17 protein-coding genes are annotated in these 26,311 nt (G+C 56.2%); 8 read left to right on the top strand and 9 right to left on the bottom strand.

Annotated features, from left to right (window positions below; genetic code table 11):
- Position 1: 1 nt before the first annotated feature.
- Together Enr13x_RS17730 and Enr13x_RS17725 are read right to left on the bottom strand one after the other, a co-directional pair.
- Positions 2-1,099: a dihydrodipicolinate synthase family protein gene (locus Enr13x_RS17730; protein WP_145388250.1), complete on the bottom strand. Its 1,098-nt coding sequence runs from the start codon at positions 1,097-1,099 to the stop codon at positions 2-4.
- 436 nt (positions 1,100-1,535) lie between these two features.
- Entirely contained in the window at positions 1,536-2,795 is a 1,260-nt protein-coding gene (locus Enr13x_RS17725) for an outer membrane protein assembly factor BamB family protein (protein WP_145388248.1), read from the bottom strand.
- A gap of 764 nt (positions 2,796-3,559) precedes the next feature.
- Between Enr13x_RS17725 and Enr13x_RS17720 the strand changes: the two genes are divergently transcribed.
- On the top strand, positions 3,560-6,979 hold the full coding sequence (locus Enr13x_RS17720) for an AAA domain-containing protein (RefSeq protein ID WP_145388246.1): 3,420 nt from the start codon (positions 3,560-3,562) through the stop codon (positions 6,977-6,979).
- 683 nt (positions 6,980-7,662) lie between these two features.
- Here Enr13x_RS17720 and Enr13x_RS17715 read toward each other — a convergent pair.
- Entirely contained in the window at positions 7,663-9,774 is a 2,112-nt protein-coding gene (locus tag Enr13x_RS17715; RefSeq protein WP_197456109.1) for an NACHT domain-containing protein, read from the bottom strand.
- 825 nt (positions 9,775-10,599) lie between these two features.
- Positions 10,600-10,842 carry a hypothetical protein gene (locus tag Enr13x_RS17710; RefSeq protein WP_145388242.1) on the bottom strand — a complete coding sequence of 81 codons (243 nt, stop codon included), beginning with the start codon at positions 10,840-10,842 and terminating at the stop codon, positions 10,600-10,602.
- A 621-nt stretch (positions 10,843-11,463) separates the two neighbouring features.
- Between Enr13x_RS17710 and Enr13x_RS17705 the strand changes: the two genes are divergently transcribed.
- The 4 genes from Enr13x_RS17705 to Enr13x_RS17690 all read left to right on the top strand — a co-directional run bounded on the left by Enr13x_RS17705 (position 11,464) and on the right by Enr13x_RS17690 (position 16,411).
- Entirely contained in the window at positions 11,464-12,966 is a 1,503-nt protein-coding gene (locus Enr13x_RS17705; protein WP_145388240.1) for a vWA domain-containing protein, read from the top strand.
- 805 nt (positions 12,967-13,771) lie between these two features.
- Positions 13,772-14,191 carry a DoxX family membrane protein gene (locus Enr13x_RS17700; protein ID WP_145388238.1) on the top strand — a complete coding sequence of 140 codons (420 nt, stop codon included), beginning with the start codon at positions 13,772-13,774 and terminating at the stop codon, positions 14,189-14,191.
- Entirely contained in the window at positions 14,178-14,861 is a 684-nt protein-coding gene (locus tag Enr13x_RS17695; RefSeq protein WP_145388236.1) for an RNA polymerase sigma factor, read from the top strand. The genes Enr13x_RS17700 and Enr13x_RS17695 overlap by 14 nt, the downstream gene beginning before the upstream one ends.
- A 308-nt stretch (positions 14,862-15,169) precedes the next feature.
- Complete coding sequence (locus Enr13x_RS17690) at positions 15,170-16,411, top strand: c-type cytochrome (RefSeq protein ID WP_145388234.1); 1,242 nt, start codon at positions 15,170-15,172, stop codon at positions 16,409-16,411.
- A 349-nt stretch (positions 16,412-16,760) separates the two neighbouring features.
- Here Enr13x_RS17690 and Enr13x_RS17685 read toward each other — a convergent pair whose 3' ends face one another.
- The 4 genes from Enr13x_RS17685 to Enr13x_RS17670 all read right to left on the bottom strand — a co-directional run bounded on the left by Enr13x_RS17685 (position 16,761) and on the right by Enr13x_RS17670 (position 19,989).
- Positions 16,761-18,155, bottom strand: coding sequence for a DUF3618 domain-containing protein (locus Enr13x_RS17685; protein WP_145388232.1), 1,395 nt, complete (start codon positions 18,153-18,155; stop codon positions 16,761-16,763).
- Positions 18,131-18,589 (bottom strand): phage holin family protein, encoded by a 459-nt coding sequence (locus Enr13x_RS17680; protein WP_145388230.1) that lies wholly within the window; start codon positions 18,587-18,589, stop codon positions 18,131-18,133. Before Enr13x_RS17680 ends, Enr13x_RS17685 begins: the two co-directional genes overlap by 25 nt.
- On the bottom strand, positions 18,586-19,293 hold the full coding sequence (locus tag Enr13x_RS17675; RefSeq protein ID WP_145388228.1) for a hypothetical protein: 708 nt from the start codon (positions 19,291-19,293) through the stop codon (positions 18,586-18,588). Before Enr13x_RS17675 ends, Enr13x_RS17680 begins: the two co-directional genes overlap by 4 nt.
- 363 nt (positions 19,294-19,656) lie before the next feature.
- Positions 19,657-19,989 (bottom strand): hypothetical protein, encoded by a 333-nt coding sequence (locus tag Enr13x_RS17670; protein WP_145388226.1) that lies wholly within the window; start codon positions 19,987-19,989, stop codon positions 19,657-19,659.
- 446 nt (positions 19,990-20,435) lie between these two features.
- On the opposite strand from Enr13x_RS17670, the gene Enr13x_RS17665 reads away from it, so the two are divergent.
- Positions 20,436-21,764 carry an AI-2E family transporter gene (locus Enr13x_RS17665; protein ID WP_231744357.1) on the top strand — a complete coding sequence of 443 codons (1,329 nt, stop codon included), beginning with the start codon at positions 20,436-20,438 and terminating at the stop codon, positions 21,762-21,764.
- 213 nt (positions 21,765-21,977) lie between these two features.
- The gene (locus tag Enr13x_RS17660; protein WP_197456108.1) at positions 21,978-23,759 is read left to right on the top strand and encodes a DUF11 domain-containing protein; all 1,782 of its coding nucleotides are present in this window, start codon (positions 21,978-21,980) and stop codon (positions 23,757-23,759) included.
- 422 nt (positions 23,760-24,181) lie between these two features.
- Here Enr13x_RS17660 and Enr13x_RS17655 read toward each other — a convergent pair whose 3' ends face one another.
- Positions 24,182-25,096, bottom strand: a complete 915-nt coding sequence (locus tag Enr13x_RS17655; protein WP_145388225.1) for a YihY/virulence factor BrkB family protein — start codon at positions 25,094-25,096, stop codon at positions 24,182-24,184.
- Between the two features lie 517 nt (positions 25,097-25,613).
- On the opposite strand from Enr13x_RS17655, the gene Enr13x_RS17650 reads away from it, so the two are divergent.
- The gene (locus Enr13x_RS17650; protein WP_197456107.1) at positions 25,614-26,171 is read left to right on the top strand and encodes a PEP-CTERM sorting domain-containing protein; all 558 of its coding nucleotides are present in this window, start codon (positions 25,614-25,616) and stop codon (positions 26,169-26,171) included.
- Positions 26,172-26,311 lie beyond the last annotated feature (140 nt).

The following is a 26,311-nucleotide window of genomic DNA, read 5'->3' as shown; positions in this document are numbered from 1 at the left end:
CCTACGACAAGTCAGGTGTTACCTCTTTCAGGTAAGGCCGCAAGGCGTCAAAACGCATCTCTGCCGCTGCGATCTGTTCGTCGGTGAGTTTGAGTTCGGAGACGATTGGCGAGGCGGGGATGGATCGCCCCGGTCCGTAATTGCGAGACAGCATATTCTTGAAGACGCCTCGCTTCATCCAAATGCTCAAGTTGGCCCCACGCAGACTGCCCGGTTTTACCTTGACCATTTGAACAAACTTGTTGAACACGTCTTCCAGGGTTTTCGGGTCTTCACCACTTTGCTGCAATTCCCAGATGCGGGTGAGCACATCCGCGTACGCCGCGCGTTCGGTGATCACACCTTCCGATCCAAGTTGAGACTCTCTCAGCCAATGAAATCCACCCCGTGCACTGAACACCCGCCGCACGGGAGGCATGGCAGCGATCGAAGTACGCATTCGCCCCAAAACGTCGCCAGCTTCCTCTTTGATGTACCCAAAATGCGGAAACTCCTTTGCCAGTTCGATCATCAGCTCCGGTGACGGGAGTGGCCCTTTGTAGGCGACGCCGCCGGTGGTTTGCAGAATGACCGGTCGCTTGGCTACTGCGGCCAGAGCTCTCCAGTACTGCCGCAGGTCCTGCTCTGATTTCCCCGAATCGGGAGGCCGAGAGATGATTGCTTCCGGTTCCAGTTTTTCAGCGTGCTCTGCGAAAGCGAGCATCTCTTCGGTATCGTTCCCCTGGACTCCCAAGCACAGCGAGGTGGGCAGGCTGCGCGCCGTCTTGGCCAAAACCTCCATCCCTTTCATCTTCTCTTCCATCGTCAACAGATCGACGCTGTCTCCCGATTGAGGCCAGATCATTCCCGGGCAACCACCCCAAGCAACGAACTTCGCTTCCTGTGCCAAGACGCCGTAATCGACTTCGCCCGATTCAGTGAACGGAGTTGACAGAATCGGAAACGGTCCACGAATCTTGGGATCGGCTTGGGTGTTTGCCCCGTTCTGATCGGCCCACAAGGAACTCCTCGACAAAACCGTTCCCGCAACGACGCTCGAAACCCCAGCCAATGTGTCTTTGATGATGGTCCGCCGTGAACGACGTTGCTGAAATGTCATGGTGCTGCTCGGAATTCAAATGGAGAATTTAGGTTACGGTTGCGTGGCCCCTCGGTGCCAACATTGAGTGCGACAACATTTGGGTGTTTCAACATTTGAGGGGACGATGAGTTTACATGATCGCAAACACCGACGAAACAGAATCGAAAAATCCTGGGGTGATGGAGTGCAGCGGATTGCTTTTCGCTCCCAATCCTCCTCAGGTGGTGAATTCATTTCACCGGAGGCAAGGTTCAAATTCCATGAGAGGCAAGGCACAATCCAGCTTACGGATCGAAGTAGAATTCGCCGGTATCCTACACTCGTCAGAAGACAAGCTCCAAAGGACCTAATCGATGATGCGTCCCGTTATCATGTTTCTGCCCCAGATTTTTCTGCCATCTCAAATCATTAGCCGTTGGTGGGCACGACCTCTCCAGGGTCGATCAGTAACGGATCAGCGGGGTTGGTTTCCGATGCAGTAGAGGCGATCGCCGGTTCGAATGAAGAAGTTGCCTTGGGAAACCGCGATCGATGCCATCGACTTACCGTTGAGCGTGTTTCGGGTGATCTCTTTGTATCGCGGTCCGGGCTCGAGCACCGTGGTGATACCTTCTTCTGACGTGATATAGATTCGGCCGTCGGCCAGCAGTGGCGACGCGGAGTAATTGCCGTCGAGTCGTTCCTGCCAGACAACTTTGCCTGTTTTCGCTTCGATGCAGTGCAGGATATTGTCGCGAGTGATCGTGTAGAGAAACGGCTCGACGTACAGCGGCGACGGTAAGGCCGGGACACCGCGTGTCTGTTCCCAAACGATGTGCGATTCGGTCACGTCCCCGCGACCGCCGGGGCGAATCGCTCGAATCGTCGGTTCCTCGAAACCGGATGACGTGAAGATCAGACCTTCACCCAGCACGGGCGACGGTGTCACGCCCTCACCCTGGCTGTAGACCGACCAGAGACGCTCGCCCGTTGCGACGTCGTGCGCTTGGACTCGGTCGCCACCGGCACTGACCACGGTCTGGCCGTTGTCGATCGCGATCGCGGTCACGTGTCCAACCCGAGACAGCCCGCGCTTGCCGCGCCACTTTGTGTTGCCGGTCTCCTTGTCCACGGCCAGCACGACGGCCTGGTCCCACGGTTCCTTCCAACCGACGCGCTGCTCCTCTCGACTGCTGCCGTCGAAGGGCATGATGATCAGTCCGCCGACCAGAATCGGCGAAGCACCGAGCCCGTGCAAGCTGTGAAAGTCGACGTCTTCGTTCTTCCAGACCAATTTGCCGTCGAAGTCGACGGCAACGATCGTTCCGTCGTAAAACGCGGCGTACACGCGTGCACCGTCGGACACCGGCGTCGGCGTGGCATAGGAGTTCTGGGCTCGCTTGGGTCTTGGAGTTTGTCGGTGGACTTCCGTGTTCCAAAGTAGGTCGCCAGTGGTGCGGTCGATTCCGATCACTCGACACGAAGCACCCTTTTCCGTTGCGGTCGTCACAAAGACGTGGTCACCAGACACAATCGGAGACGACCAGCCTTGCCCCGGTATCGTGGTTTTCCAGGCGACGTTGTTCTCTTCGGACCACTTAAGCGGCAGGCTTCTTTCAGACGATTTTCCCTGCCCGTTTGGCCCCCGGAAGCGAGTCCAATCGTCACCGCGTAGTGAGCTGGAAGCCGATAACAAGCCCGCGGCGACAAACAACGCACCCAATAGAAAACGCATACGACAGTCTCACTTAGCGTTCGGAAGGAGTTCGGAAGGAATCGACGCATGATACCGCAAATCCGCATCGGCGACGCGAATAGGAAGCGACTGCGACGTCGAAAAATTCGTTGTGGCAAGGGGTGAATGGTGCCGCCCGTCAAGAGTTTGCGATCGCCGGCTAGAACGCACGCTCCGACCGCAAAAACCGACAGGTGCATTGTCAGAATCAATCTCGGGCGCGTGGATTGATTGCATCGCTTGCTTGCGTTTCCAATCGATGGGGAGCGATTCGCGTCTGTTACATCCTAGTAGACTACTTGGGAGGTAAGAGAATGAACCCACGGATGGCAGCGCGAACCCACGGATAGTAATTCGCAGGACGATCCGCGGGTTCGCGCTGCCATCGGTGGGCTACTTTTCCGCTTGCTGCATTCGGATTGCATGAATGCCGGGGACACAGCGCGATTGCTTTCCCCGGGCGAGAAAACGCCCCACGAGTCGATGCGGACGATCTTCGTGGTCTCAAGTTCTTCACGAAAGATTGGCCGTTTCTTGTCACGCTTCAGGGGGTCGACACGGCTAGCGACGAGGTAAAACAACGAGACCTGAAGTTGGGCCAAAGCGGAGTGCTGGTGTTGAGGTGGCTGCGGTATGCTGAACGGCATTGGGACCGAGTCTATTGATTACGCCTGCCCCTTTGTTGAGGTCCGTAACGGCTGTTATGATCGATCAACGATGAATTCCAGACTCCAGCAAATGCGCGGTCAAAGGTAACCCGGATCATGGACGACGAGATCACCGGTGCCGCCGATGACGATGCCTCCATGCCCTTCGCCGAGTTTCAGCCTGTTCGCTATGAGTCCCGGCTTGGTTTGCCCGAGGGTGGCGTTCAGCAACTCAAGGATGCGGCTGCCGCAGTTCGCCAAGAGTATCGAGACGGTTCACGGTGGAAACGCCTGAACTGCAACCGTGTCAGTATCTTTGCTGAGAAGGATCGCGGGACCATTTTCGTCGTTCATGTCGGCTCGTCGGTCGAATTCGATTGGACGTGGGAAGGGGCGCAAGCGTTTCGCCCGAAGTCACTCGATGACGACGAAAGCTATTCGGATCGGTTCTATGAAGAAGCCGACTACGAAGACGCCATTTTGTGGTCCGGTGAGATCGTCGAAGTGGACGAGCGAAATGGCTGCCTGTTCGTCAGTCTTGATGATCCCGAGGCGACGCCGACAGCAGGACCGTTCTTTGTCCGGCCGTTTGAGTTCATGTCGGTCTTGGACGCCATTTTCAGCGGAGACGAGTTCGAAGAGGTTCGGACGCATCTCCCAGCGAGGCTGAACGCCAGCCAGGGCGGTGTGCATCCCGCGGCGACTCAGCGATGTGAGTCCGGCTTGCCGCGCTTGCGTGATTGGTGGCATCACTCATGGAGTGTCCTCTGGGGACCGCCCGGCACCGGCAAAACTTGGACGACCGGGCAGCAGATTGCACAGGTCATGCAAGACGAGAGTGAGCGAGTGCTGGTGGTGTCGACGACCAACCGGGCAACGGACGCCGTCGCAATCTCCATCGGTGAAGCGGCAAAGGAATTTTGCCCTGATGAACTCGGTGCCGACAGGCTGCAGAGAATCGGGAAGGGAGCTTCGTACCAAACGTTCGTTGGTAAAGAACTCGATCCGATGCTCAGGGGGACCGAGTCGGAAGTCATGTCACAGATCGATGGGCTTGCCCAGCAACTGGAACTGCTTGAATCGTCGGAAGACAAAGCTCTCACACGCAAGCAGATTGGCGAACTTCGAACGTCTGGTAACGACCAAAGCAACCGCATCTTTGTGGATGCCGAGCGCCGAGTGGTTGTCGCCACCGCTTTCAAAGCGATGAGCTATTTGAAGGACATGTCGATCCGCAAGCTGGTCGAGGACGGCGAAGCACCGTTCACCACGATTGTCATTGACGAAGCCGGGTTGATCTCAAGGGCCGCGGTTGCCGCGTTGTCGCTGTTGGCTGCGAGACGAGTCGTGTTAGTCGGGGATCCAAAACAACTGGCTCCGATCAGCCGAATCTCACGCATTCTGCCGACTCGGCAGCAAACGTGGTTGGCCAGCAGTGCATTGAGCCATCTCGATGATACAGAAAACATCCCCAAAGCGGTTCTCCTACTTTCACAGCAGTGGCGAATGCACCCCGACGTTTGTAAGGTTGTGTCGGGCTACCAGTACGATGGCGTGTTAACAACGGTTCCAAAGCGAGCCGAAAGGGAGTCTACGCTTTCGCCATTCATTGCCGGTCAATCGAGAGCCATTTGGTACGTCCTGGATGAAGAGGACGCGAGTCTCGCTTCCATTCGCGCCGCACGCGGACCGGGCAACCGAAGCTGGGTTCGCGGAGTGACGCAGTCGGTACTGCAAAAGCTGTTTTCGGATGCAGGGATTCGGTCAGCACACGGCCTATTTATCTCGCCATTTAAGGCCCAAGCTCAGCAGGTTGGGAAGCTTCTTGCCGGCTGGGAAATGACGAATTGGGACGCCTCAACCGTCCACAGTCAACAAGGGTCGGAAGCGGACATCGTCATATTCGATACGGTCAATGCGGGAAGCGGGACGTGGCAAATCCCAGAGTGGAAGAGGCTTGTCAACGTTGCACTTAGTCGGGCAAGGGAAGCGGTGATTGTCCTCGCAAGTCGCAGCGAGATGGAGGAACCGTATCTTCGTCCGTTGAAGCAGGACATGACCGCAGCGTTCCTCGCAAATGACGACAAGCGTCTTGTTTGGCGAGAGCCAGGTCGACGAGCACAAGCTCAAACCGAAGGGTTTGGTTCATCAATCGCGGCCGAGCAAGAAGCAGGCTACAAGAAGATGTCATCCTGTCGGATGGGCGATCAGTTCCGTGATCGCAAGGGAATGAAGCCAATCCTTTCCCAGGAGCAGCAGCGGCTGACCAATCTCGAACTCGATGGAAAGCCCCGATTGGTTCGTGGGGTAGCGGGCAGCGGCAAGTCGATTGTTCTTTGCAATTGGCTCGCCAAGACGGCGAAGCGTTTGCAAGACCAGCAGGATGCCCGGATCTGGGCAGTCTACGCCAATCGAAGTTTGCAAAAGCTGTTGCGGGAATCGATTGAATCGGCATGGGCCAGCCTCAATGAAGAAGACCTTTTCGGTCAAACAGAATTTCCTTGGGACAAAGTTTCCCTGCTTCATGTGAAAGACGTTTTGGCTGGGATGCTGCCGAGCGTTCAGATGTCAATCGAGTCCATCGGTTTTGACTACGACCGTGCCGCCGAAGAGTTCCTCAATCGTCAAGATTCGAAGGACTTGCTTCCCCGTTGCTCGGCGTTGTTCATTGATGAAGCTCAAGACATGGGACCGGCAACCTTGCGGCTGTTGTTGTCCATCGTCGAGCAAGCGGACGAAGAAGACGCCAACAGTCGTTCCGCACATATCTTCTACGACAACGCCCAAAATGTTTACGACACGAAGACTCCGAAGTGGTCAGAGTTCGGTCTGGACATGCGCGGTCGCTCAACGATTATGCGGGAAAGTTTTCGGTCAACCACCCCGATCACCGAACTTGCGGTGAACGTGCTGAGCCGACTCTCGGAATCAGGCGAGCGACAAGATCAGCGCGAATTGCGGCAACTCGGATTGCTGGAGAAGACAGATCGAAACGGCGAAGACTGGTTGCGAGTGAGGTACAACCAAATCGATGGACCGAAACCGATCTACCATCGTTTTGACAACCGAAGGCAAGAAATGGCTTCGATTGCCGGTCACCTGAAACATTTGATCCAGAACGATGGGATATCGCCAACCGATATCTGCATCATCTACAACGGTCGGGTTCAGGATGTTTTGCAGTCCGATCTTGCTCCGGCACTTGCTACCATCGGTGTCGAACTCTCATTTCAGAAAAATCGTTCGTTCGAGAGACAGCCCAACACACTCGTTGCCACCACTCCGCATTCGTTCAAAGGTTACGAATCAGAAGTGGTTGTGATCCCGTGCGTGGACCACTATGTCGCCCCGGAAGGCAAAATCCTGGAGAACAGCTTGTACGTGGCAATGACTCGTGCCCGTTCCCTGCTGGCAATCTATGGATTGCGGCATGGATCAAAAGCCAGTCGAAAGATTGGCGCAACGCTTGGAGCGTGCATTGCGATTCAAAACAACCATCCGATCGTTCAGGAGATGGGTGAATCCGCAGAATTGTAGACAGCGAAGCATTGCGGCGCGAGTTCACTCGGCCCAGCGTGTAGGCCGATCGCCCACTGCCAGACATGAATCCGAATTCTGGTGTCGTCGTTTTACGCCCAGCCCCGTTGACTCTTCCCTCGAAGAGGCCTGATCCTTTTCCTTTTTGCGCTCTTTGTGCTCTTTCGCGGCCAAACGCTCTACGTCCTCGTCATTCCCCACGAACAGTCAGACGGTATCTGGGCAATGAGAGATTGCCACAATAGAGCACAAAGAACGCAAAAGATCCGGGCGGATAGCTGACAGTGTGACCCACGACGATCGTCGCCGGACGCATTCACGCGGGCAATGACCGCAGTCGGCATTCGGTCGCCATAACTACGGCACCAATTATGCCATGTGTACGAGCCCGCACGGTCGCGGCGACAAATTTGCGACGCCGGGACAATGGTGCTGCTGGGCGCTTGCGTCGAATATTGACAAATTGAATGATGAATGGTGCCACCCACCAACGGCAACCGATGCTACCCAGTTGCGGGTTTGCTAGCAGGAGAGTGCGTCTGCGTTGCCATGCTGGTTTGGTGGGTGGCACCAACTTGCAGTGGGTACTGAAACTAGGTTTTGGTGCGATCGTCGCACTTTTTTGGGCCTCTTTGGTGTTTTGCCAGGACTCCGGTTTTCGGAGCAAAGCGAAAAGTCGCCAGCTATGTTAATTTGCTCGCGAATTCCCAAATGGGATCTATCGACTTACCGAGGTCCGCGACAATTTTGCCTACGCGATCTGTTTGAGATCGATTGGGCCGGTAGATTCGACCGGACCGTCCAGGGCCCTGAGTTAGGATTTCTTCTTGCAATAGCCGGTTAACAATTTTTTGTGCGACACCGGGCTTCGCAAGGTCCCCTAAGCCTCGCATTAGCGCCTCCTCTTTCCTTCCCGCTCCTGGCTGGAAGAACGTCTTTTTCAAAATCGTAACTAATATCAGCTCTGAGGGCGATAAGTCGGCTTGCTTGATTCGGTCGAGTGTATCCATATGATGGATGCGCTCGGCTGAACAGCTCGACAACCAGGGTGGCAGGGATGGTTTGGCCGCCGATATCCCAAACGCTTCAGACACCAAACAATCCTTGAGGAAGAGGTTTGTTGGCTGGGATTCAGGAAGATAAAGTTGATGTAGAACACAACTAACAAGAGTCAGATTGACGAGGTTTTCCTGAGTGAGGTCGAGTTTGCTGAATTCACCATTTGTGATCACCATCCCTTTCGTGTCGATAGTCGTCGCATTGGCGACTGCCAATGCTGCAATTATATCAGATGAAAAAGTAGGGTTGGATTCGCTTAGCTGTCTCGCGACATACACCGCGTCCCTTTGCTGGTCTTCGCGAAGGCATTCAGACGTGACGATTGAAATTCCAAGCGAACCTAGCGGATGAATGAAGCGGTCTTTTAGGGGTAGCGTCGAAACTTTTCTTAGACAATCAACCAAATCGTCACCCCTTAGACCGTCTAGGATGTACGCATCCACGAATTGACGGTCGCTTGATTCAGCTGATAAACGACCGAGACCTGGAAGACGCTGCAACATTGCAGTCGATTCGTCAACTGGAAGTGTCCCTGCAAGTTCTGCAAACACTTGATTCACTTCGTTGAGACTTATCGGACCCACGTTCGACGGTTTCTGACGAGTAATTCTAGCAAGTCGCTTCAGTATTGAATGTATTCCCTCTGCATGTAGAGCATGATGAATTCTTGCCTCGCGTTTGCAAAGAACCGAGACGAACTCCTTCCAAAATGCGACCTCGCTAGCCTCCTGCAGAAATATCCGGGACTGTTCTTCTGCGTTTATGCTCGCGATGACTTGGCCTATCAACGGCCGCTTCGGCAACCAGCTTGGAACAGATATTTTGATCCCAGCTTTAGTCAGGTAAGTCTCCATTTGCTCTTTCGAAAACTCATTTGGCGCATATACGACTAAGTCTTCAGCCTTTATCAGCCCTAAACAATCAAGCATCTCTTCGTTGGAATCGAAAAAATGATGTCGCCCCGTGACAATCACCCCACCTTTGCTTGATTCGATTAAATCTCGAATTGCTACCACCGCCTCGCGTCGAATTGCTCTCAAGTACGATGTCTTGTCACTCCACGCCTGAGATCCAATTTCGTCAAAGCCGTCAAGCAAGAAAACAACACCTCCCTGCGTGTATGCACGGAGGATTGAGTCGGTGTATTCAGAAAGCCCTAGGTCTTGGAAGTGTCTCCTGACAATCTCTTCGCCTGACTTAGCTCCCCAGTGCCGACGCAAGTCAATCGCAAACGGAAACATGCATGCTTCCTGCGCATGAATTGCCATTTGGTGGAAAATTTGACGAAGACAGCGACTTTTCCCGGTTCCGTATTCTCCCAGCAATACAAACCGTTTCCCCATTGATAGCCGCTTCGATATTGCAGCGATGTCAAAAGTCTGCGTGCCATCAATCGTCGAGTATTCGACGGGAACGTATTCAATCGGATCCGATTCTCCATTAAAGGGATTAACTGAACTACCGAATGGACGAGCTTCACGTGCATAACGGTAAACCTCATGGTTAATTAGCTCTTTGCTGAATGTCTTGAATGACATAACGTTTACATGGAATCCATTGCCCGTTGTGATCAGACCCTCAGAGGGCTCGTTTTGAGTAACAAAATAGCACTTGGAGTAGATGTTGTCGGTTAGCAACGCTGGTCGTACTGCCTGAAATTTCGCGAGGTCTGTACGGAGCTTTTCTAGCGTGGTGGATTTTGATGCTTCGACAATTACCCAGTAGTCAGGTTCCACTTTGACAACGCAGTCAAGACGAACTCCATTTACAGTTTCCGCCCTCGCGGGCCTGTACCAGCGGTATGAGGCGATTGATCGCACTCGATTCTCAAACTGCTTCCAGTCGACTCCTGACATTACCTTCTCCAATCGTGTTCACCGCTTTGGGATCTGATTTGCCTGGCCATCGCAGGATGGAATCCGAAGCGTCTATCAGTACACGGCGTTTCCAATGTTACAAGATGTGACTGCCATCGGCGACGCACATCGGTTGCGCAACTGAAGCGATTGTGCTGCTTAGCGCTCAGCCTCGTCCAGATCACTGACAAGGCATATGTGCGTGCTTTGTTCCAGCGTAAATGCGAAACTTTCCCAGCAAACCTGCATTTTGCAGTATAACTGCTTTTAAGACAAAAGAGCTACCCATACGTTCTTGAAACTCGGCCATTGCTTTGGTCTGCTTTTGCCTTGCCCACGTCATCTTGGGGAGATCGCTATGGCTCGGAAACCGAGCTCGGAAGTTGTCGATCCTGGTGACGTTCAGGTCTCGCACTGCGTGTAACGCTGCTCTGAAGGGCGTTATTGTGCGGTGAAGCCCATCCGCCGGCGCTGGGGGCAGGCTTGATTCTCGGTTTTCAGGTTCAAGAAGGCGACGCCTGACCCCGCCGCAGGCCTTCGCAATCGACATTGTGGCCTTGCGTCGGCTGTTGGTGCCGGTGGCATGATGAGGAGTCGTCGGTCGTCTAGAAGGTAGGAAGATTTGGGGTGAAAAACGGAGGCTGGAGAGAACCCCAACAAACAGAACAGCGATCGCGGCAGGGATTCTTCCTACCCAACATTTTCCTACCTGTCTCTTGGAATGCCCAGAGTCGATTCGCTGTTGATGGCGAACGTCGGCAGCCACAGGCGAACACGATGTTGATACATTCGATAGTTGTCGCCGAATCGTTTTTGCAGATCGGCTTCTTCGATCGGCCGGACAAACAGGTGCCAAACGACGGCGCCGGCAAGTGAGTAACCGACAACGCTAGAGCTGCCGAGCAACCAACCGACCGCGCCCCCCTGCAGGACTCCTGCCAGCGCCATCGGATTTCGAACGTAGCGGTAGGGCCCGGAAAGCACCGATGAAAGGTGCCACCCACCGGTTGAAAGGGGATGAAAGGTGCCACCCACCAACGATAGCCGATGCTACCCAGTTGCGAGTTTGCTAGCAGGTGGGAACGCCTGCGTTGCGTTACTGGATTGCTGGGTGGCACCAAATTGCACCACATTGCAGCATCGTTGCGACTGATGAAAACCCACGGATAGCAGGGCGAACCCACGGATCACAGGCATCAAAACATCCGTGGGTTCGCGCTGCTATCCGTGGGCAAGTTTCTAACAGGGTGGGGTTCTTCACAGCGGGCGATGAATGGTGCCACCCACCAACGGCAGCCGATGTTACCCAGCTACGGGTTTGCTAGCAGGTGCGTACGCCTGCGTTGCCATGCTGGTTTGGTGGGTGGCACCAAATGGAGGGCCATTTGATTCGTCGACGGATGGGGTCGTGATGATTCTTGCGGTTGCAGCGTTCTGGTGGCGCGTCGACCTGTCGGCGTGTCGCTTTGCCCGCATGCCAACCTTGTTCGCCGCCCCTCTGGTGTAACAGGAGCTACAGAACCCTTAGCGGTGACACCCGGGAATCCTGATTCGCAAACGAGTAAAAGAATGTTCGTACGATTTTCCAAGCTGGCAGTGGTCGTTGGATGGCTTTTGAGTGGGCATTTGACCTCCAACGCTGCGGCCGATTCTTACCCCGAAATCATGTTGATTCTGGATTCGTCGGGTAGCATGTCAGAGGTTGTCGCGGGGAAACAGAAAATCGTCGCCGCCAAAGAGGTGATGCATGAAGTGGTTCCCCAACTGGACGAGAACATTCGAGTCGGATTGACCGCCTACGGACATCGCAGGGCGGGCGACTGCAGCGACATCGAGACTTTGATACCTGCGGGAAGCAACGACCGGCAGGAACTTCTGAGCCAGATCGACCATTTGCAACCGAAGGGCAGAACGCCGATCTCGTCGGCCATTCTGTCGGTGGCAAACCAGTTGAAAATGAAGGACGCCGAAACGACGATCATTCTGGTCAGCGACGGCATCGAGACCTGTGGCGGCGATCCCTGTCAAGTCGTCGCACAATTGAACGCGACGGGCGTCAAGTTCGTGTTGCACGTCGTCGGATTTGATGTCGATGCATCCGCTGCACAACAATTGCAATGTATCGCGGAGCAGGGACGTGGACGATATTTCCCAGCCGCCGACGCGACCGAATTGCTGAAAGCGTTACAGGAAGTCAGTGCGGAAGTTCTGGAGAAGGTGCAGCAGGTTGACCCGGCCAAAGTGAATGCGAAAGCAGCCCGTTCAGGACTCGGCAAGTTGCGCGTCACCATGCCAATCGGTTCTGAAGTGAGTCTGAAGAACTTAAAGATCGGCAACCCTGAATCCGGCGACGTCAAGCGGACCGTCGAAGGGCCCAAGCCCGATGGCACGTACCCGCTGCTGTCGGGGACGTATTTTGTATCGCTCGGATTCGCGACACCCAGTTATGGCCGTCCAACGGAGTCGAGTTTGGGAGAGGTCACGATTTCCAAAGGCGAAACACGCCGATTGAGCCTCGGTTCGATTTCGTTCAATATCGCGAAAGAGCTGGAAGAGAAGATCGCGGTCGAAGAAGTCCTGATCACCGATGCCGGAACCAACCATGTCGTCGCGCGCGTTCGAAAGAACGGCAATACCTACTATCACTTCAAACCCAAGCCGATGGTCGCGGGCGTCTACGACATTCAATTCCTCTACAGTATCAATAAGCGTGCAGCTCCGACTGTCGTGGCACGCACCGTGGTCGTTCAGCCGGGCAAGGATACCGTTGTCACACTCGACAGCGGATTCCAGCTTCAACCGGGAACGGATGTTTTGGGTTGGGAATTGATTCCCGTGCAAACGACAGCGACCGATGGACACGGCGAAGGTGCTGCAACAGCTGCCCCGGCGATCAACGTCAAGCATGGCGGGGTGGTCGGAAACAACGATCGTCTTTGGTCTCCCTATGTCGTGCCGCCAGGAACTTACGACCTGAACGTATTCATCAAGGGAATGGACGAGCCATTGCCGGTTGGAGAGGCGATCGTGATCAAACCTGGTGATCTCGTGAACTTCGATGCCGGACTTTAACGATGAAAGGTGCCACCCACCGGATGAAAGGGGATGAAAGGTGCCACGGATGAAAGGTGCCACCCACCAACGATAGCCGATGCTACTCAGTTGCGAGTTTGCTAGCAGGTGGGAACGCCTGCGTTGCGTTACTGGTTTGCTGGGTGGCACCAAATTGCACCATATTGCAGCATCGTTGCGACTGATGAAAACCCACGGATAGCAGGGCGAACCCACGGATCACAGGCATCAAAACATCCGTGGGTTCGCGCTGCTATCCGTGGGCCAATTTCTAACAGGGTGGGGTTCTTTACAGCGGGCGATGAATGGTGCGGCGATGAATGGTGCCACCGATGAATCGATGAATGGTGCCACCCATCAACGGCAGCCGATGTTACCCAGCTACGGGTTTGCTAGCAGGTGCGTACGCCTGCGTTGCCATGCTGGTTTGGTGGGTGGCACCAAATGGAGGGCCCTATTTTGAGTCTGGTTCAGCTCGTTGGCGTCTAGGTCTCTCCGTGCCCTCTTTTCTTGCCAGCCATTTTCCTGCCGCCCGTTCTCCCCTCCATCCCGTTCCATTTTTCTGCCCCTGATTTTTCTGCCATCTCAAATCATTTGTCGGTGGGTGGCACTCAATAGGTGTTTCCGTTGATGGGGGCGTGCTTACGGCGCAGGCTTGTCGGATCGTCGTCGTGGTTGACCATCGGAGAAGGGGCGGCCGCCGGAGTTTTTGCGGGCCGCCGAATTTGTTGTCACCAAATTGAAGTTGCTCGCTCTGTAAGGGGAGGAAACACACATCTGAACCTCTCAACCGGAGACATGTCCCATGGAATCATCCGACCATTCCCCCTTGAAAACCGTGTATTATCCGCTGCGGATTGCCTATGGACTGGTCCCGTTTCTGGCGGGCTTGGACAAGTTTCTGGGAATCCTCGCCAACTGGGAGCAGTATCTTCCTGAATTCGTCGTGCCGCTGTTGCCCGTCAGCCCCGCTGCTTTCATGATGCTGGTGGGGTGCATCGAGATGGTTGCCGGATTGGCGGTGCTGACGATGCTCACTCGACTTGGAGCGTACGTCGTGATGGCCTGGCTGGTGCTGATCGCACTGCTGTTGATTCCGGCCGGGTATCTGGATGTGGCGGTGCGTGATCTGGTGATGGCAGTCGGCGCGTACAGTTTGGGACGCATCGCCGGGATTCGGGGTGAGCATTGGTTCGGAGGGACAGTTGCCGATGCGACAGCGTGACGAACTGGAGAGCGATGAAATGCGGGCCGATGCGCTGACAGACGAGACGATCGTTGATCGTGTGCGGGGCGGTGACTTGGCCTCGTTTGAACTCCTGATGCGACGTTACAACCAACGTCTGTTCCGTGTGGCGAGAAGCATTCTGGGAAATGACGCCGAAGCCGAAGATGCCGTTCAGGAGACGTACGTCCGCGCCTACGAACACCTTTCGCAGTTCAGGGGCGACGCTGCGTTTTCCACGTGGCTGACAAAGATCACGGTCTACGAAGCCCTCGGTCGGCGCAGGATTCGACAGCGTTTTCGATCGTTGCAGATCGATCCGTCGGAGGCTTGTACCATGCATGACAGCGCAAAAACGGACGACCCATTCGAACACGCAAGTCGCCGAGAACTTCAAAGCATGCTGGTCCGATCCGTCGATGCGCTCCCGCAGGACTTACGCACCGTGTTCGTCCTGAGGGTCGTCGACGGTCTGGATACCCGCGAAACGGCCGAATGTCTTCGTCTGTCGGAAGCGAACGTCAAAACGCGACTTTACCGAGCGCGGACGTTACTGCAGCGGAAGATCGATCGACAAATCGGTGAAGAGGTCCGCTTGCTCCACCAGTTCGACGGCGCTCGATGTGATCGGCTGGTCGAAAGCGTGATGCGCCGCATCCAAGGCCGATAGTCTGTTGATCCGCAGGCGATTCGGCGTGTTGATTTTCAACTCGTTCCAAGGATCCGCCTTGAAACGCTCGGCCGCGGTGGGGCCTGCCACGCGCTGATGGCAGCTAGGAGGCGGGAGCCCGGGAACAAGGCGAACAAGTTTGGTAATCCGCAGGCAAAGCATCGCCCAATCTTTTCTGTAACCGATCGCCTGTTCCGCACTCTGTAGGTGAGAACAACGCTGATGCCAGTGATCAGCGTTCGTCTCACACGTCTTCATAGGCAGGCCCACGCAGGGAGTGGGCGATCATCAACAAAGAAGGAGATGGCATGCATTTCAACTACCGTAACTTGCACCCCATGGCGGGAAGCAAGCGGCGTCTAACCACACTGCTCTGCTTGTTCTTGTTTTTGGCGGGGGCCTTTGCGTTCAAGGCCGTACATTCTGAAGACGGCTCGTTCTCACGCCGGCATCATCATCGCGGTGGCATCGCTCGGGCAATGCCCGGAAAGCAGATCTTTCGCCATGACACCTTCGGCAACGAGCCCTTTTGGACCGGTCAGCTCCGTCTTCACGAAGTCATCCAAACCGCCGTCGATCCACTGACCGCCTTGGAGCTCGGCTTGAAGGTCGACGCCGATCGGCTTCCGAAAGACTTTCTTGGCCGAGCCGATCTCGAAGATCCGCAGACCACGCTTGAACTGCTGCGGCGTGATGCCGTCCTGGGGCTGAAAGCGAAGGTGAAGAGGAATCGAAAAACCGGCGACCTGCAGATCGTCAAACTGGGGACCACTTGCGCGCTCTGTCATTCGGTGGTGGATGACTCGGTCGCGCCGGGGATCGGCTCGCGTCTCGATGGCTGGGCCAACCTGGATCTGAACGTCGGTGCGATCGTTGCGAGTTCACCCGCGATTGACGAGAGCACGAAGGAGGTCTTTCGCAGCTGGGGCCCGGGACGCTACGACCCGTACTTCAATCAGGATAGCCAGAGTCTCCCCGTTGTGCTCCCGCCGGCCTACGGGCTGCAAGGCGTCGAATTGGAGACATTTTTGGGCGTGGGGCCGATTTCTTATTGGAATCGCTACGTTGCCGTGACCCAGATGCACGGCCAAGGGTCGTTCTTTGAACCCGCGCTGGGGCTGGACATCCGGGTAAGACCCGATCGCGTGAGACCCAAGCTGAACGCCCTGCTGAAGTATCAGCTCACCCTCAAGACCCCGCCGCCGCCGGACGGATTTTTTGACCCCGCCGCCGCGGCGCGGGGGGAGGAGATCTTCATCAACAAAGCTGGCTGCGCGACGTGCCATGTTCCGCCGACGTTCACTGATGCTCCCTTGTTGTGGGATCCGGAATTCATCCCCACCAATCCGGCCTACGCCCTGCGGCCGGCATCGATCACAAAGAAATGGCGCACGACGCCGCTGCGAGGATTGTGGCAGCACGCCCCGTATTTTCATGACGGCAGTGCCGAGACACTCGAAGACGTTGTCGAGATCTATGATCTGTGGTTCGGATTGGACCTGACGCCGGAGGAAAAGGCCGATCTCGTGCAGTTCTTGCGTTCGCTGTAAACGGGCACGAACCGCGTTGCAGGGTCACGCGAGTGCTTTGTCTGTTTTTAGCAGTGGGGTATGCGTCCAGCTTGCCGTCTCGTTTCACTCGTCACTCGTCAAACGCAAGCTGGAAGCTTACGCCACTTCCTTGCGAATGAATGAATGGTGCTACCCACCAAGTGTAACCGATGCTACCCAGCTACGGGTTGGCACCAAATCACAGCACCCAATCGCACTTCGACTTCCTCAGCCATGATTGAAGGCGATTTACCAAATTAGCCAAAAACAGTAGCCAGCGGACGACGTCGATCGTCCGCTGGCTCTGTGCACCGCTGGGAATATTGTTGTCGCCGGTGCCGTAAGCGGTCTAGCTATCGATCGCCTTTTTCGCATCCTCGTCCATCTGTGCGACTTCAGCCTTGGCAGCCTGCTTGGCGTCCGTCCCTTCTGCCATCGCTTGCTGTTTGGCGTCTTCGGCCACCGTCTCGGCATCGCTTCTCAGTTGCTCGGGATGCAACCTTTCCTCTCTAGCGGCCTCGCGGATCGAATCGGATGCCTTCTCAACGACGCGTGTTGCTCGTTCGGCGAGGCTATCCCCGGTCAGACCTTGCGACTGGGCAGATTGCTTGGCCGCTTCCACCGTGTTTTCGACGGCTTCCTGACCACGGTTGATCGCCCGTTCGGCTTGTCGTTGAGCCTCTCGCGTCACCGCATCCGACTGTTCGCCCATCCATTCATCTTCACGGCGGGTTCGTGGAATTAGCGCGCCGGTAATTGCACCTAGTGCAAGGATTCCCAGTCCCAACGCTAACGGCGTCTCATCGTGGGCACGTTGAACCCGGCGGGTAGTTCTGTCGTACACCTGCGCAACATGGTCTCCGGTCTGGGAGGTCGCATCGGAGAGTTGCCGTCCAGACCGTCGTCCGGCGCGTCGAGTCACGCGACCCGCATCGCGTGCAACGGCGCGGCTCCGCAGGTACGCGCGGCGGGATGCTTCGCTGGTCGACGCTGTCGCCGATGAAACCGCTTCTCCAACCGACGATGCGGCGGATTTGGCACCGGAAACGACCGATGACGCGGCCGCGCTGACCGCGTTGCCGGCGCGATTGGTGGCGTCCGAAGCAGATTCGGCGGCGGACGAGGCCCCCGCCTTCGTCGATTCCCACGTGGAGCCGAGAGCATCGCCGGCGGTGGAAGCGGCTGAGGATACTTGGTCTCTAGCTCTACGCAGCGTACTCTGAGAATCCTCATCGTCGTCGAAGCTTTCCGGAACGATGATTTCCGGTTGATGTCGACTGCCGTCGTAACGGGGGTCGAGCAACAAGTCGTTTTCGGTGTAGTACGGCTGGTCGTCGAAGTCGGTCATCTCCGCATCATCATCCGGGTCCACCGTGTCACGTCGACTGCCCAGCGCGAGCCATGCCAATCCGGCACCCACAAGGGTCGCGCCGATCGGGTTTTCACTGACCTGTCGAGAGAGATTACTGGCAAAGTCGCTCGCGGCATCGCTTGCACGTTTGGCAGTATCACGCGTCTGGGGGCTGCGAAAGATGGAGATGACGTCATCGAGGAGATTGCGGGGATTTAACCGTTCGCCAAGTTCATCCAGTGTTTCATCCATTGCACCACGTGTCTGGTCGATCCGTCGCTTGATTTCACCGCTATCGCGATGTTCAAGGTCGTCGATCGGGGGGACGCGGTTGACGTGAGTCCTGTTGTCGTAGTGACCATTCTTGTTCACTTGGTTTTGGCTTGTAGCCATTGCTTGTCCTCCTTCAAAGATTGTTTCGTTCGTTCGGGTACCGGCGAGAAGTTGGCCAGTGTCTCTTTCGCTTTCGCGAACATTGCCAATCCGATTCCGCCGACCACGAGTCCGACGATCAACGGGGCGATCCACAAGGCATGAACCGGTAATCCCGCCAGCCCGATCGCGACGTACAAGCCGTACGAGACGGCGAGTAAGAGAAAGATGAGTCCGAGGTGGGCGACAGCGCCGCCAACGATCAGCAGGGCCGAATTTCGTCCGACCACGTTTGCCTTCTCGCTCATCTCCGTTTTCGCCAACGCGACTTCTTCGCGGACCAACGCGACGGACTCGTCGCGAAGTTCTTTGATCAGGTCGCTCAGCGAACGAGGGTCGTTGATATCGGAATCAGCGACACGGTTCGTTCCGTTGGTTTGGTATCCGGTACTCATGACGTGGGGCCTCCCATTTGGTCGAACGTGGTGTGCCCCTGGTGATCGACCGACGACTGGGGCCGGGGCGGATTGGGGTGGCTCGAGGGGGCATGGCCGAACGCCGCAGGTGGTCGATTGTCGTGGTGCGACAGATCGTGAGGACTGACCTTTCGCTGGCAAGCGGGTTTGGACGCCTTTAGAAAACGCATGGCGGCCAAGCCGGCAACGAACAGCCCGCCATAGACGATCTCGGGCCGACGCCGCGCGAAGTCTTGAACGTCGTCGACGATCTCTCCGATGTCTTTCGATTCGAGTGATTGACGAAATTGGTCCAGTTGCCCGGCAGCTGCGTCGACGTAGCTCGCAATCGAATCATGTTGCTCGTCGTGCAACTTTCCGGAAGCCTTGCGGATCGCTCCGCTGAAGACCCCGATCTCTTCGGCCAGACGTAGTTTCTTCTCGCGAGCATACTGAGCGCCGGATTGTTTCGCTTGCTCGGCCGCTTCACTGGCCTTCTGCTTTGCGACGTCGGCCACCTCGGCAGCTTGCTGCTTGAGTTCCTCTTGCTTGACCGATGCGGTCTGCTTCACGGTCGCGGAAACTTCCGACGCCCTTTGTTTGGCGTAGTCCGCGCCCTGGTGTTCTTGTTCGGGTGCCGCGTTATCAGGTGCGACCGTCGCATCCGGATTTCCGCTGGTCACGCCTTTGGTGGTTTGAATCATTCTCAAACTCCTTCATGCGAGTGGTGGGGTGAGATGCATCAAGAAGTCGCAAGTGTTGTGCCAATGCTTCTGAGAGACGCGTTGAGTCACGATCTGGACGGATGCACCACAGTTGGTGATGGCTTATCACTCGACGTGGTCGATGCGGTGCAGATGAGATCCGTGCACAAGCGACGTTCCGAGTGGTGACGATTGACCGGCGTCGTTTTACAAGAGTGTCGCGCGTCCTCTGCATCCAACGCGTCGGTATGTCTGCTGCCGTCGGAGCCAAAAAAAACAGCCGGCGGAGTCGCCGGCTGTTGAAAGATTGTTGTCATACCTCAGCGGAGATCCGCGGCAAGACATCTGTTTGATCGATGAGATCTACTCGATTTCGGTAACGACCTCGTCGTCATCCAATTCTTCGAGATTGTCTGCACGACGTTCACCGGCATCTTCCACGCGGTCCGCGACGGTTTCGCCTCGGTCTTCGATTTCTTCGGCCCGTTCTTCAGCGGATTCTTCGAGAGCCGGACGTGCCGATTCGTACCGATCTTCGACGTTTTCGGCCGCAGCGTCATAAGTGTCGCGAACCTCCGCGGCAACATCCTGTGAGGTGTCCCGTACCTGTTCGGCTCGCTCGTCATAGACGGAGTCGTCGCAGCCGACGAACGTCAATCCGATGGCAACAGTCAGCATTGTCAATAAGGTTTTCATTGTCGTTCCTAATTGGGAATCGAGTTTCAAGGTCGCCGACGCTTCGGCACGTTCCGAGAGACAGCGTTTTGTTCGAGTCGGCAGGAATCGTCGCAAGCGGTGTGCCAAACGGTGTTACCTCGTCAAGACCATCGGTCGATTGGTTCGATAGCGATCACGATGGCGGAAGTCGCATCGACGTTGCGGCGGATTTGAACACCAGCGTTGCGTAGACACAGTCCTTCATCGATCGATCTGCCAGGTTTCCGCGATCGGATAACTCCGTGATCGGATGACTACGATCGGGTAATTGATCACGCTCTCAACCAACCACCGACATCGCGTCAGCTCCGAGCGTTTGCATCGCGACAGAATCCCGGGGCACCCCGCGGCACATCGTTTGCATTCTCCGGGTGGATGCCGCGAGACTCCCGTCGGCATCCGAAACCCGACGATCACGCCGATCCATGACGATGAGGGAACACGATGAGTCTGATACCGCAAAAGCACCGATCGTCGAAACCATCGTTGCGTCGGGTCACTTTGGCGGCCAAGGAAGAGAAATGGAATTCGATGGAGTCGGTCGAATGAAAGACGCCCAACGACAAGATCGGGCTGCGGAGTCACGGTTGCCCCGTTATGAGGTCAGTTCCAATCGCTATCGGCTGGGGCGGGCATCAGGCCCCACGTCTCATTCACCGTGGGTCATCTGCATCGCAGTCATCCTGGTCTTGGGCGCGATCTATGTTGCAAGTAGCCTGTTGGTGCCGCTGACGATTTCGTTGGTCGCCTATCTGACGCTGCGCCCGGGCGTGGTGCGTATGTGTCGTATCGGATTGAGCCAGACGGTTGCGTCTGCGATGGTGATTCTGGTGTTCTTTTCAGTCATCGCCTTGGCGGCAATTCTGCTGTACACGCCACTTCAAACCTGGCTCGCCGATGCACCCGAGAGTGTCACCAGGCTGCGTGGAAAATTTGACCAGGTTGCCGAACCCCTGACGACGGTTGACCGCGCGGAAGAGCAACTCGACACGGCGACGTCGGGGTTACAGCGGGAGTCCGCTGAAGTCACCGTTTCGGTGGAGAAACCCAGCATTGTGGACCCGGCATACCTGATCAACAAAACCGGCCACGTGCTGGCATTCGTCGCCGCAATCGGTGTGCTGACGTTCTTTATGTTGTGCAACGGCGATGACGTTCTCAACCGAGTATTGATGGTATTGCGGGACCAAGAAAAACGCGATCAGGTGTTGGAAACGGTTGGCGAGATTCAGGAAAGCGTCGGCCGTTACCTCGGTCAGATTACGCTGATCAACCTTGGGCTGGGGCTCGCCGTTACCCTGGTGATGTGGATCGTCGGTATGCCGACTCCGTATCTTTGGGGAGCGATGGCGATGTTGTTCAACTTTGTCCCGTACCTCGGTCCGATAGCGGGCACCCTGGTCGTTTTTGTTGCAGCGGGAACGGCTTTTGACTCTTTTTCGCGGGCGGCTTTGATGGCAGCAAGTTTTTGGATCACGACCGCTGTCGAAGGTCAGTTTGTGACTCCAGCGATCCTAGGAAAGTCACTCAAGGTTGGTTCGTTGGTGGTCCTGGTAGCCGTCGCGTTTTGGGGATTCATGTGGGGACTGCCGGGTATTTTCTTATCCGTTCCATTGCTGATCGTGATGCGTCAGGTCTTCGCCAGTTTCGACGCGACCTACCCGCTCGCTGTCGTCTTAGGTGAGGACCCATGTTTGCCCGGGCAGCCGTGTGAGCCGCTGAAAGAAGACGAGCCGATCGCCGAAGCGGTCTAGGCAACGCGGTGTCGACGGCAATGGGCAATGGGTCCGGGCATGGAGATTCGACGCGATTTGCCGCGGATGTACCAACGGTGATGCGTCGCGTCTAAACAGAAACTCACAAAAAAAGAGCTTGAGCGGCATGGTGATTGCCTGAGAGTCGCGCCACTCTGATGAGCGATCGGGTCGCTCATCGTTTTTCCTCCCTCGTTAACGTAGGACACTACCATGACCGTAAACGTCCGTGGCATCGCGTCTGCGATCGCCTGCACTCTCGCCGTGATCATTCCATCCGCCCTGGGGACGGCTTTCGCCCAACAGTCCGTTCAAACCGGAGATGGCCTGCTGGCGATCAAAGCCGCCATGCCCGATGAAGCTCGTATCGGCGAAGAATTCACGTATGAAGTCGAAGTCACCAACAATTCCGACAATGTCGTTCTGCACGACATCAAGCTGCGGCAACGCAAAGCAAAAGGCCTGACCATCGAATCGGTTTCGATGAAAGGCAACCAGGATTCCAAACAGCAGCAAGACTCGAAAGCTGCCAACAAAAGCAGGAAAGACGGTAAGAAAAAATCTCCCGGCGACAGCGAGTCGCAGCAAGCGAAAAATTCGCAGCAAGCGAAAGACAAACCAGAAGAAAACGCAAATGCTTCGAAAGATCAGATGACGATCTCGACGCTTCAACCCGGTGACAGCCGTGTGTTCGTCGTTTCCGCCACTGCCGACGAAGAAGGTGAGCTGCGTAGCTGCCTCGAAATCGCTAGCTACACGCCGGCTCTGTGCTTGACGTCGAAGGTCGTCAAGCCAGAACTCGAGCTGACCAAGACGGCTCCCAAAAAAGCGAATCGTTGCGAGGTGATCGAGCTGACGTACGAAGTGAAAAACGGTGGGAGCGGCGACCTCGGCAAGCTCACCGTCACCGATTCCCTCGGTGAAGGGTTGGCAACGATCGAAGGAGAAAGCGAACTCTCCTTCCCCGTCGATGGGCTGGCAGCCGGAGACAGCCGCCGATTCGTCGCTCGCGTTTTCGCCAAAAAATCGGGCGAATTCAGCAGTCGTGCAGTCGCCAAAGCGGATAACGATGATCTGCAAAGCCGCAGTAAAAAGACGACGACCAAGGTCAGCGCCGCAGATCTCGACGCTCGTGTGACCGGACCATCGCGAATCTACGGTGATGGTCTGGCGACGTTCACCGCCACGATTACCAACACCGGTAACGTTGCTGCCGAATCGGTCGATGTGGCCGTTAAGTGGCCATCCGCGGCTAACTTGGTTGATCTTGATAACTATCAATTGAAGACGAGTTCGCAAAAAGACTCATCGTCGAGCCAAAACAAGAAGCAAGGGCAGCCCACCTTGGCGAAGAAGCAAGATTCGCAATCGCAGAAAAAGAACAAGGATCAGAAACAGTCCGAGAGAGAAAAGATGCAGTTGCAAAGCGAGTCCTTTGTGATCGATCGTCTTGAGCCCGGTCAGACGGCAGAATTCACCTACGTGGTGCGGACCGACAACCTGGAAGAATTGCCCACGGAAGTGCAGGCCAGCTACGTCTGCAGCATCGACTCGGTCGAAGACCAAGCCAAAGCGGAAGCGAAGACCACCGCAACCGCGATGGCGACGGTAACCGTCGTGCGTCTGCCCGCACTGCAAATCGCCGTCATCGATGCCGAAGACCCGGTGAAAAATGGATCGAAGGTCCAATATCTGATCACGGTTTGGAACGAAGGTCAGGCACCCGACCAGGACGTTCAGCTGAGTGCCAAACTTCCCGGTAACTTGAAGTTCGATTCGGCCGAGGGCCCCACGGACGTCGAAAACGAAGGCGACACGATCACGTTTGCTCCGATCAAGTCGATGGAGCCGGGCGACCGCGCCGAGTACACCGTGACGGCGAAACCCACCGGCACGGGCAGTGCCCGATTTGAAGCGACACTGCAAAGTAAATCGCTCAAGAGCAAAGTCACCAGCGAGGAACCCACTCGACTGTTCGACACCGCGAGCAACTGATTCGTCGCGGACCTGAGATCTCGTCAACCTCGCCGGAAACCCCGGCGAGGTTTTTTTGTTTCCGATTCTCTCTGGCGTTTGCTTGCTGCGCAAACGCCGTCTCTCCCCGGGGGAGAGAATCTAGATCGGTAGCCAAATCCTGCAGTAAAAGAATCGACGTCCCCAGCAGCCGGTTGCGGTGGTCAAGAGGAACAGGACGCTGGCTGTCACTTGAGAAGCGATCTGACGAGCACGAAACCCACCGATGGCAGCGTGGCCGCCACGCATGACGCTGTGCCGATCATCCGTGGGTTCGCGCTGCTATCCGCGGTTATCGTTTTTGACGGACAGCTCAGGAAAATCGCTGGACGGTCTCATGCCCATGTAAGGCGGTCAATATCGGTGGCAAGCGTCTTGCGACCCTTGCAGACGCCGCCAAACGATCAGGAAGAAGATGCTTCGCCCGGACGTTGCAGCTTTTCAACGACCCGTACGGCGTCGGATTCCGGCCGGATTCCGCTTCCATAGGTCACCGCATAGACCTGTGTCGCTTCGGCTCCCAACAGGACGATGATTGCGGTGTAGTAGACCCACACCAGCAGCACAGCAATGGAGGCTGCGGCGGATCCCAGTTGGGCGCCCGGTTCGCTGAAATTGAAATAGATTTGCATGGCGAATCGCCCCACCAGAAACAATACGGTGGTGATCGCCGCTCCGACAAAGACGTCTTTCCAACGCACGATGGCATCGGGCATGTATTTGAAAATCGCGGCGAACATCACGAACACGACCAGCGCCTGAACGACAAAGTTGACGACTTCTCCCATCGTTCCGGAGACGCCGATCATCTCGCTAAAGCCTTGCAGGACCGATGAGATCACGAGCGAGACGAGCAGCAGAAAGCCCAGTCCGATGATCATTCCCAATGACAGGACGCGTTTGCTGATCATGTCTTTCCAACCGGCCTGCTCCGGGTCGGGTTTGACCTCCCAGACCTGGTTGAGCGAGGCCTGCAGCGCCGCGACAACTCCCGTTGCACCGACGACAATCCCGGCGAAGCTGAGAAGTGTTTTCCACCATTTTCCGCTCGCGTTATCGTTGTTCTCCAGGATCGTTCCGATCTCTTCGGTCGCAGTCGGGTTGCCGATCATCTCGGAAGCCTGGCTCTGAAGGATGGATTGAGCCTTCTGCTCGGCGGCTTCGCTGTCGTACATCACGGACAATCCGAACGTGAGGATCGTCAACAGCAAGTACAGCAAGGGCGGCAGCGCAAATGCGGTGTAGTAGGCCAGTGCCGCGGCCAACGTGGTGCAGCGGTCCTTGGAGAAATCGGCGAAGGTTTTCTTTAATAAGTCCATCGTTGCTCATTCGCTTGCGGAAATCGTATGACCGACATGCAAGGGGGCAATCGTCGTGCCAGTGGCCCAACCGCGTCGGGCGATCGGTGTGGTTGGTCGCCCAGAGATCGCCCTGGTCGCAATCGCTCCAGCACAGGGGCAGATCACCATTCAGATTGGCGATTGGGACGTCGATCGTCGTTCCAAGCCGAGATCCAGGCGTTGCAGGCCTGTCGCTTCGCAGGAACCGAAACTCACCGCAGTGTGCGCTGACAGCAGTGGCGATACCCTTGCTCTCCCGGAATGAAGTACTTGGGCAGCCCTTTCCCAGCGGGGTTCGCAGAAAAATGGCATTTTGTGACAGAATCGATCGGGACGCCCGTACCTACGTTAAGGCGGTGAAGAATCCTGCTGCCGTCTAACCTCTCAGGCCGCCGACGATTGGCTTGAAGCCCTCTCCAACGAATCAACTGTAGGTAAATGGATGCGATCTCACCCTTGCTCACCGCCAATGATTAGCTGCCTCACGGCCGTCACGATGATCTTCGTCGCGTCGCAGGCCAATGCGGGCGTCATGACCTTCACCGGGCAATCCGGCAACCTAGGTGTTTCCGTCTATGTGGAAGACGGAGTCCGCTTCGCGACACCGGGCGATTTGGTCGGCGTAGATCCTAACTCGATTCGCCCAACTGCGCCGGCGGGCGCAGCGTATTCAGGAATCGGTGGGGGCGTCTACGAAATATCGCTTGCCGATAGTAGCTCGTTCGATCTGGTCGACTTCCTGTATTACGGCAACACCAACACCGGCAGTGGATTGTCATTTGATGTGACCGGCTTTCTGACAGGCGGTGGAACGGTTGCGGCATCAATCACGGACCCTCCGCTGGGCGATGTTCCACTGACCTTCTCGAATCCCGCATTCGTCGGCTTAGACCTAATCCGTGTTGCACCGACAAGTATGGTTGATTTTCTGCTCCTTGACAACATTCATCTCGAGCCAGCGGCGGCGGGGACAGTCCCCGAACCGACAAGCATCGCGATCTTCGCCTGCGGTGTCATCTGCATGGTTGGCGCTCGACGCCGCCGAAGAGCGTAGAGACACCAGCAGAAGACAGCGGGTCAGGAGCGAATCGCACGGGCATACGTGTTGGTGTGCAGGCTTTAGAGACCGTCCAGCTTAGGAGCGATGCAAAACGCGACGAATCCTCATGATTTCTTCGATTGAGTGTGAGGTGT

This window comes from Stieleria neptunia (assembly GCF_007754155.1).
Taxonomy (GTDB): Bacteria; Planctomycetota; Planctomycetia; order Pirellulales; family Pirellulaceae; genus Stieleria; species Stieleria neptunia.
The sequence above is the reverse complement of the archived record's forward strand: the minus strand, read 5'-3'. Positions and strand labels throughout refer to the sequence as shown.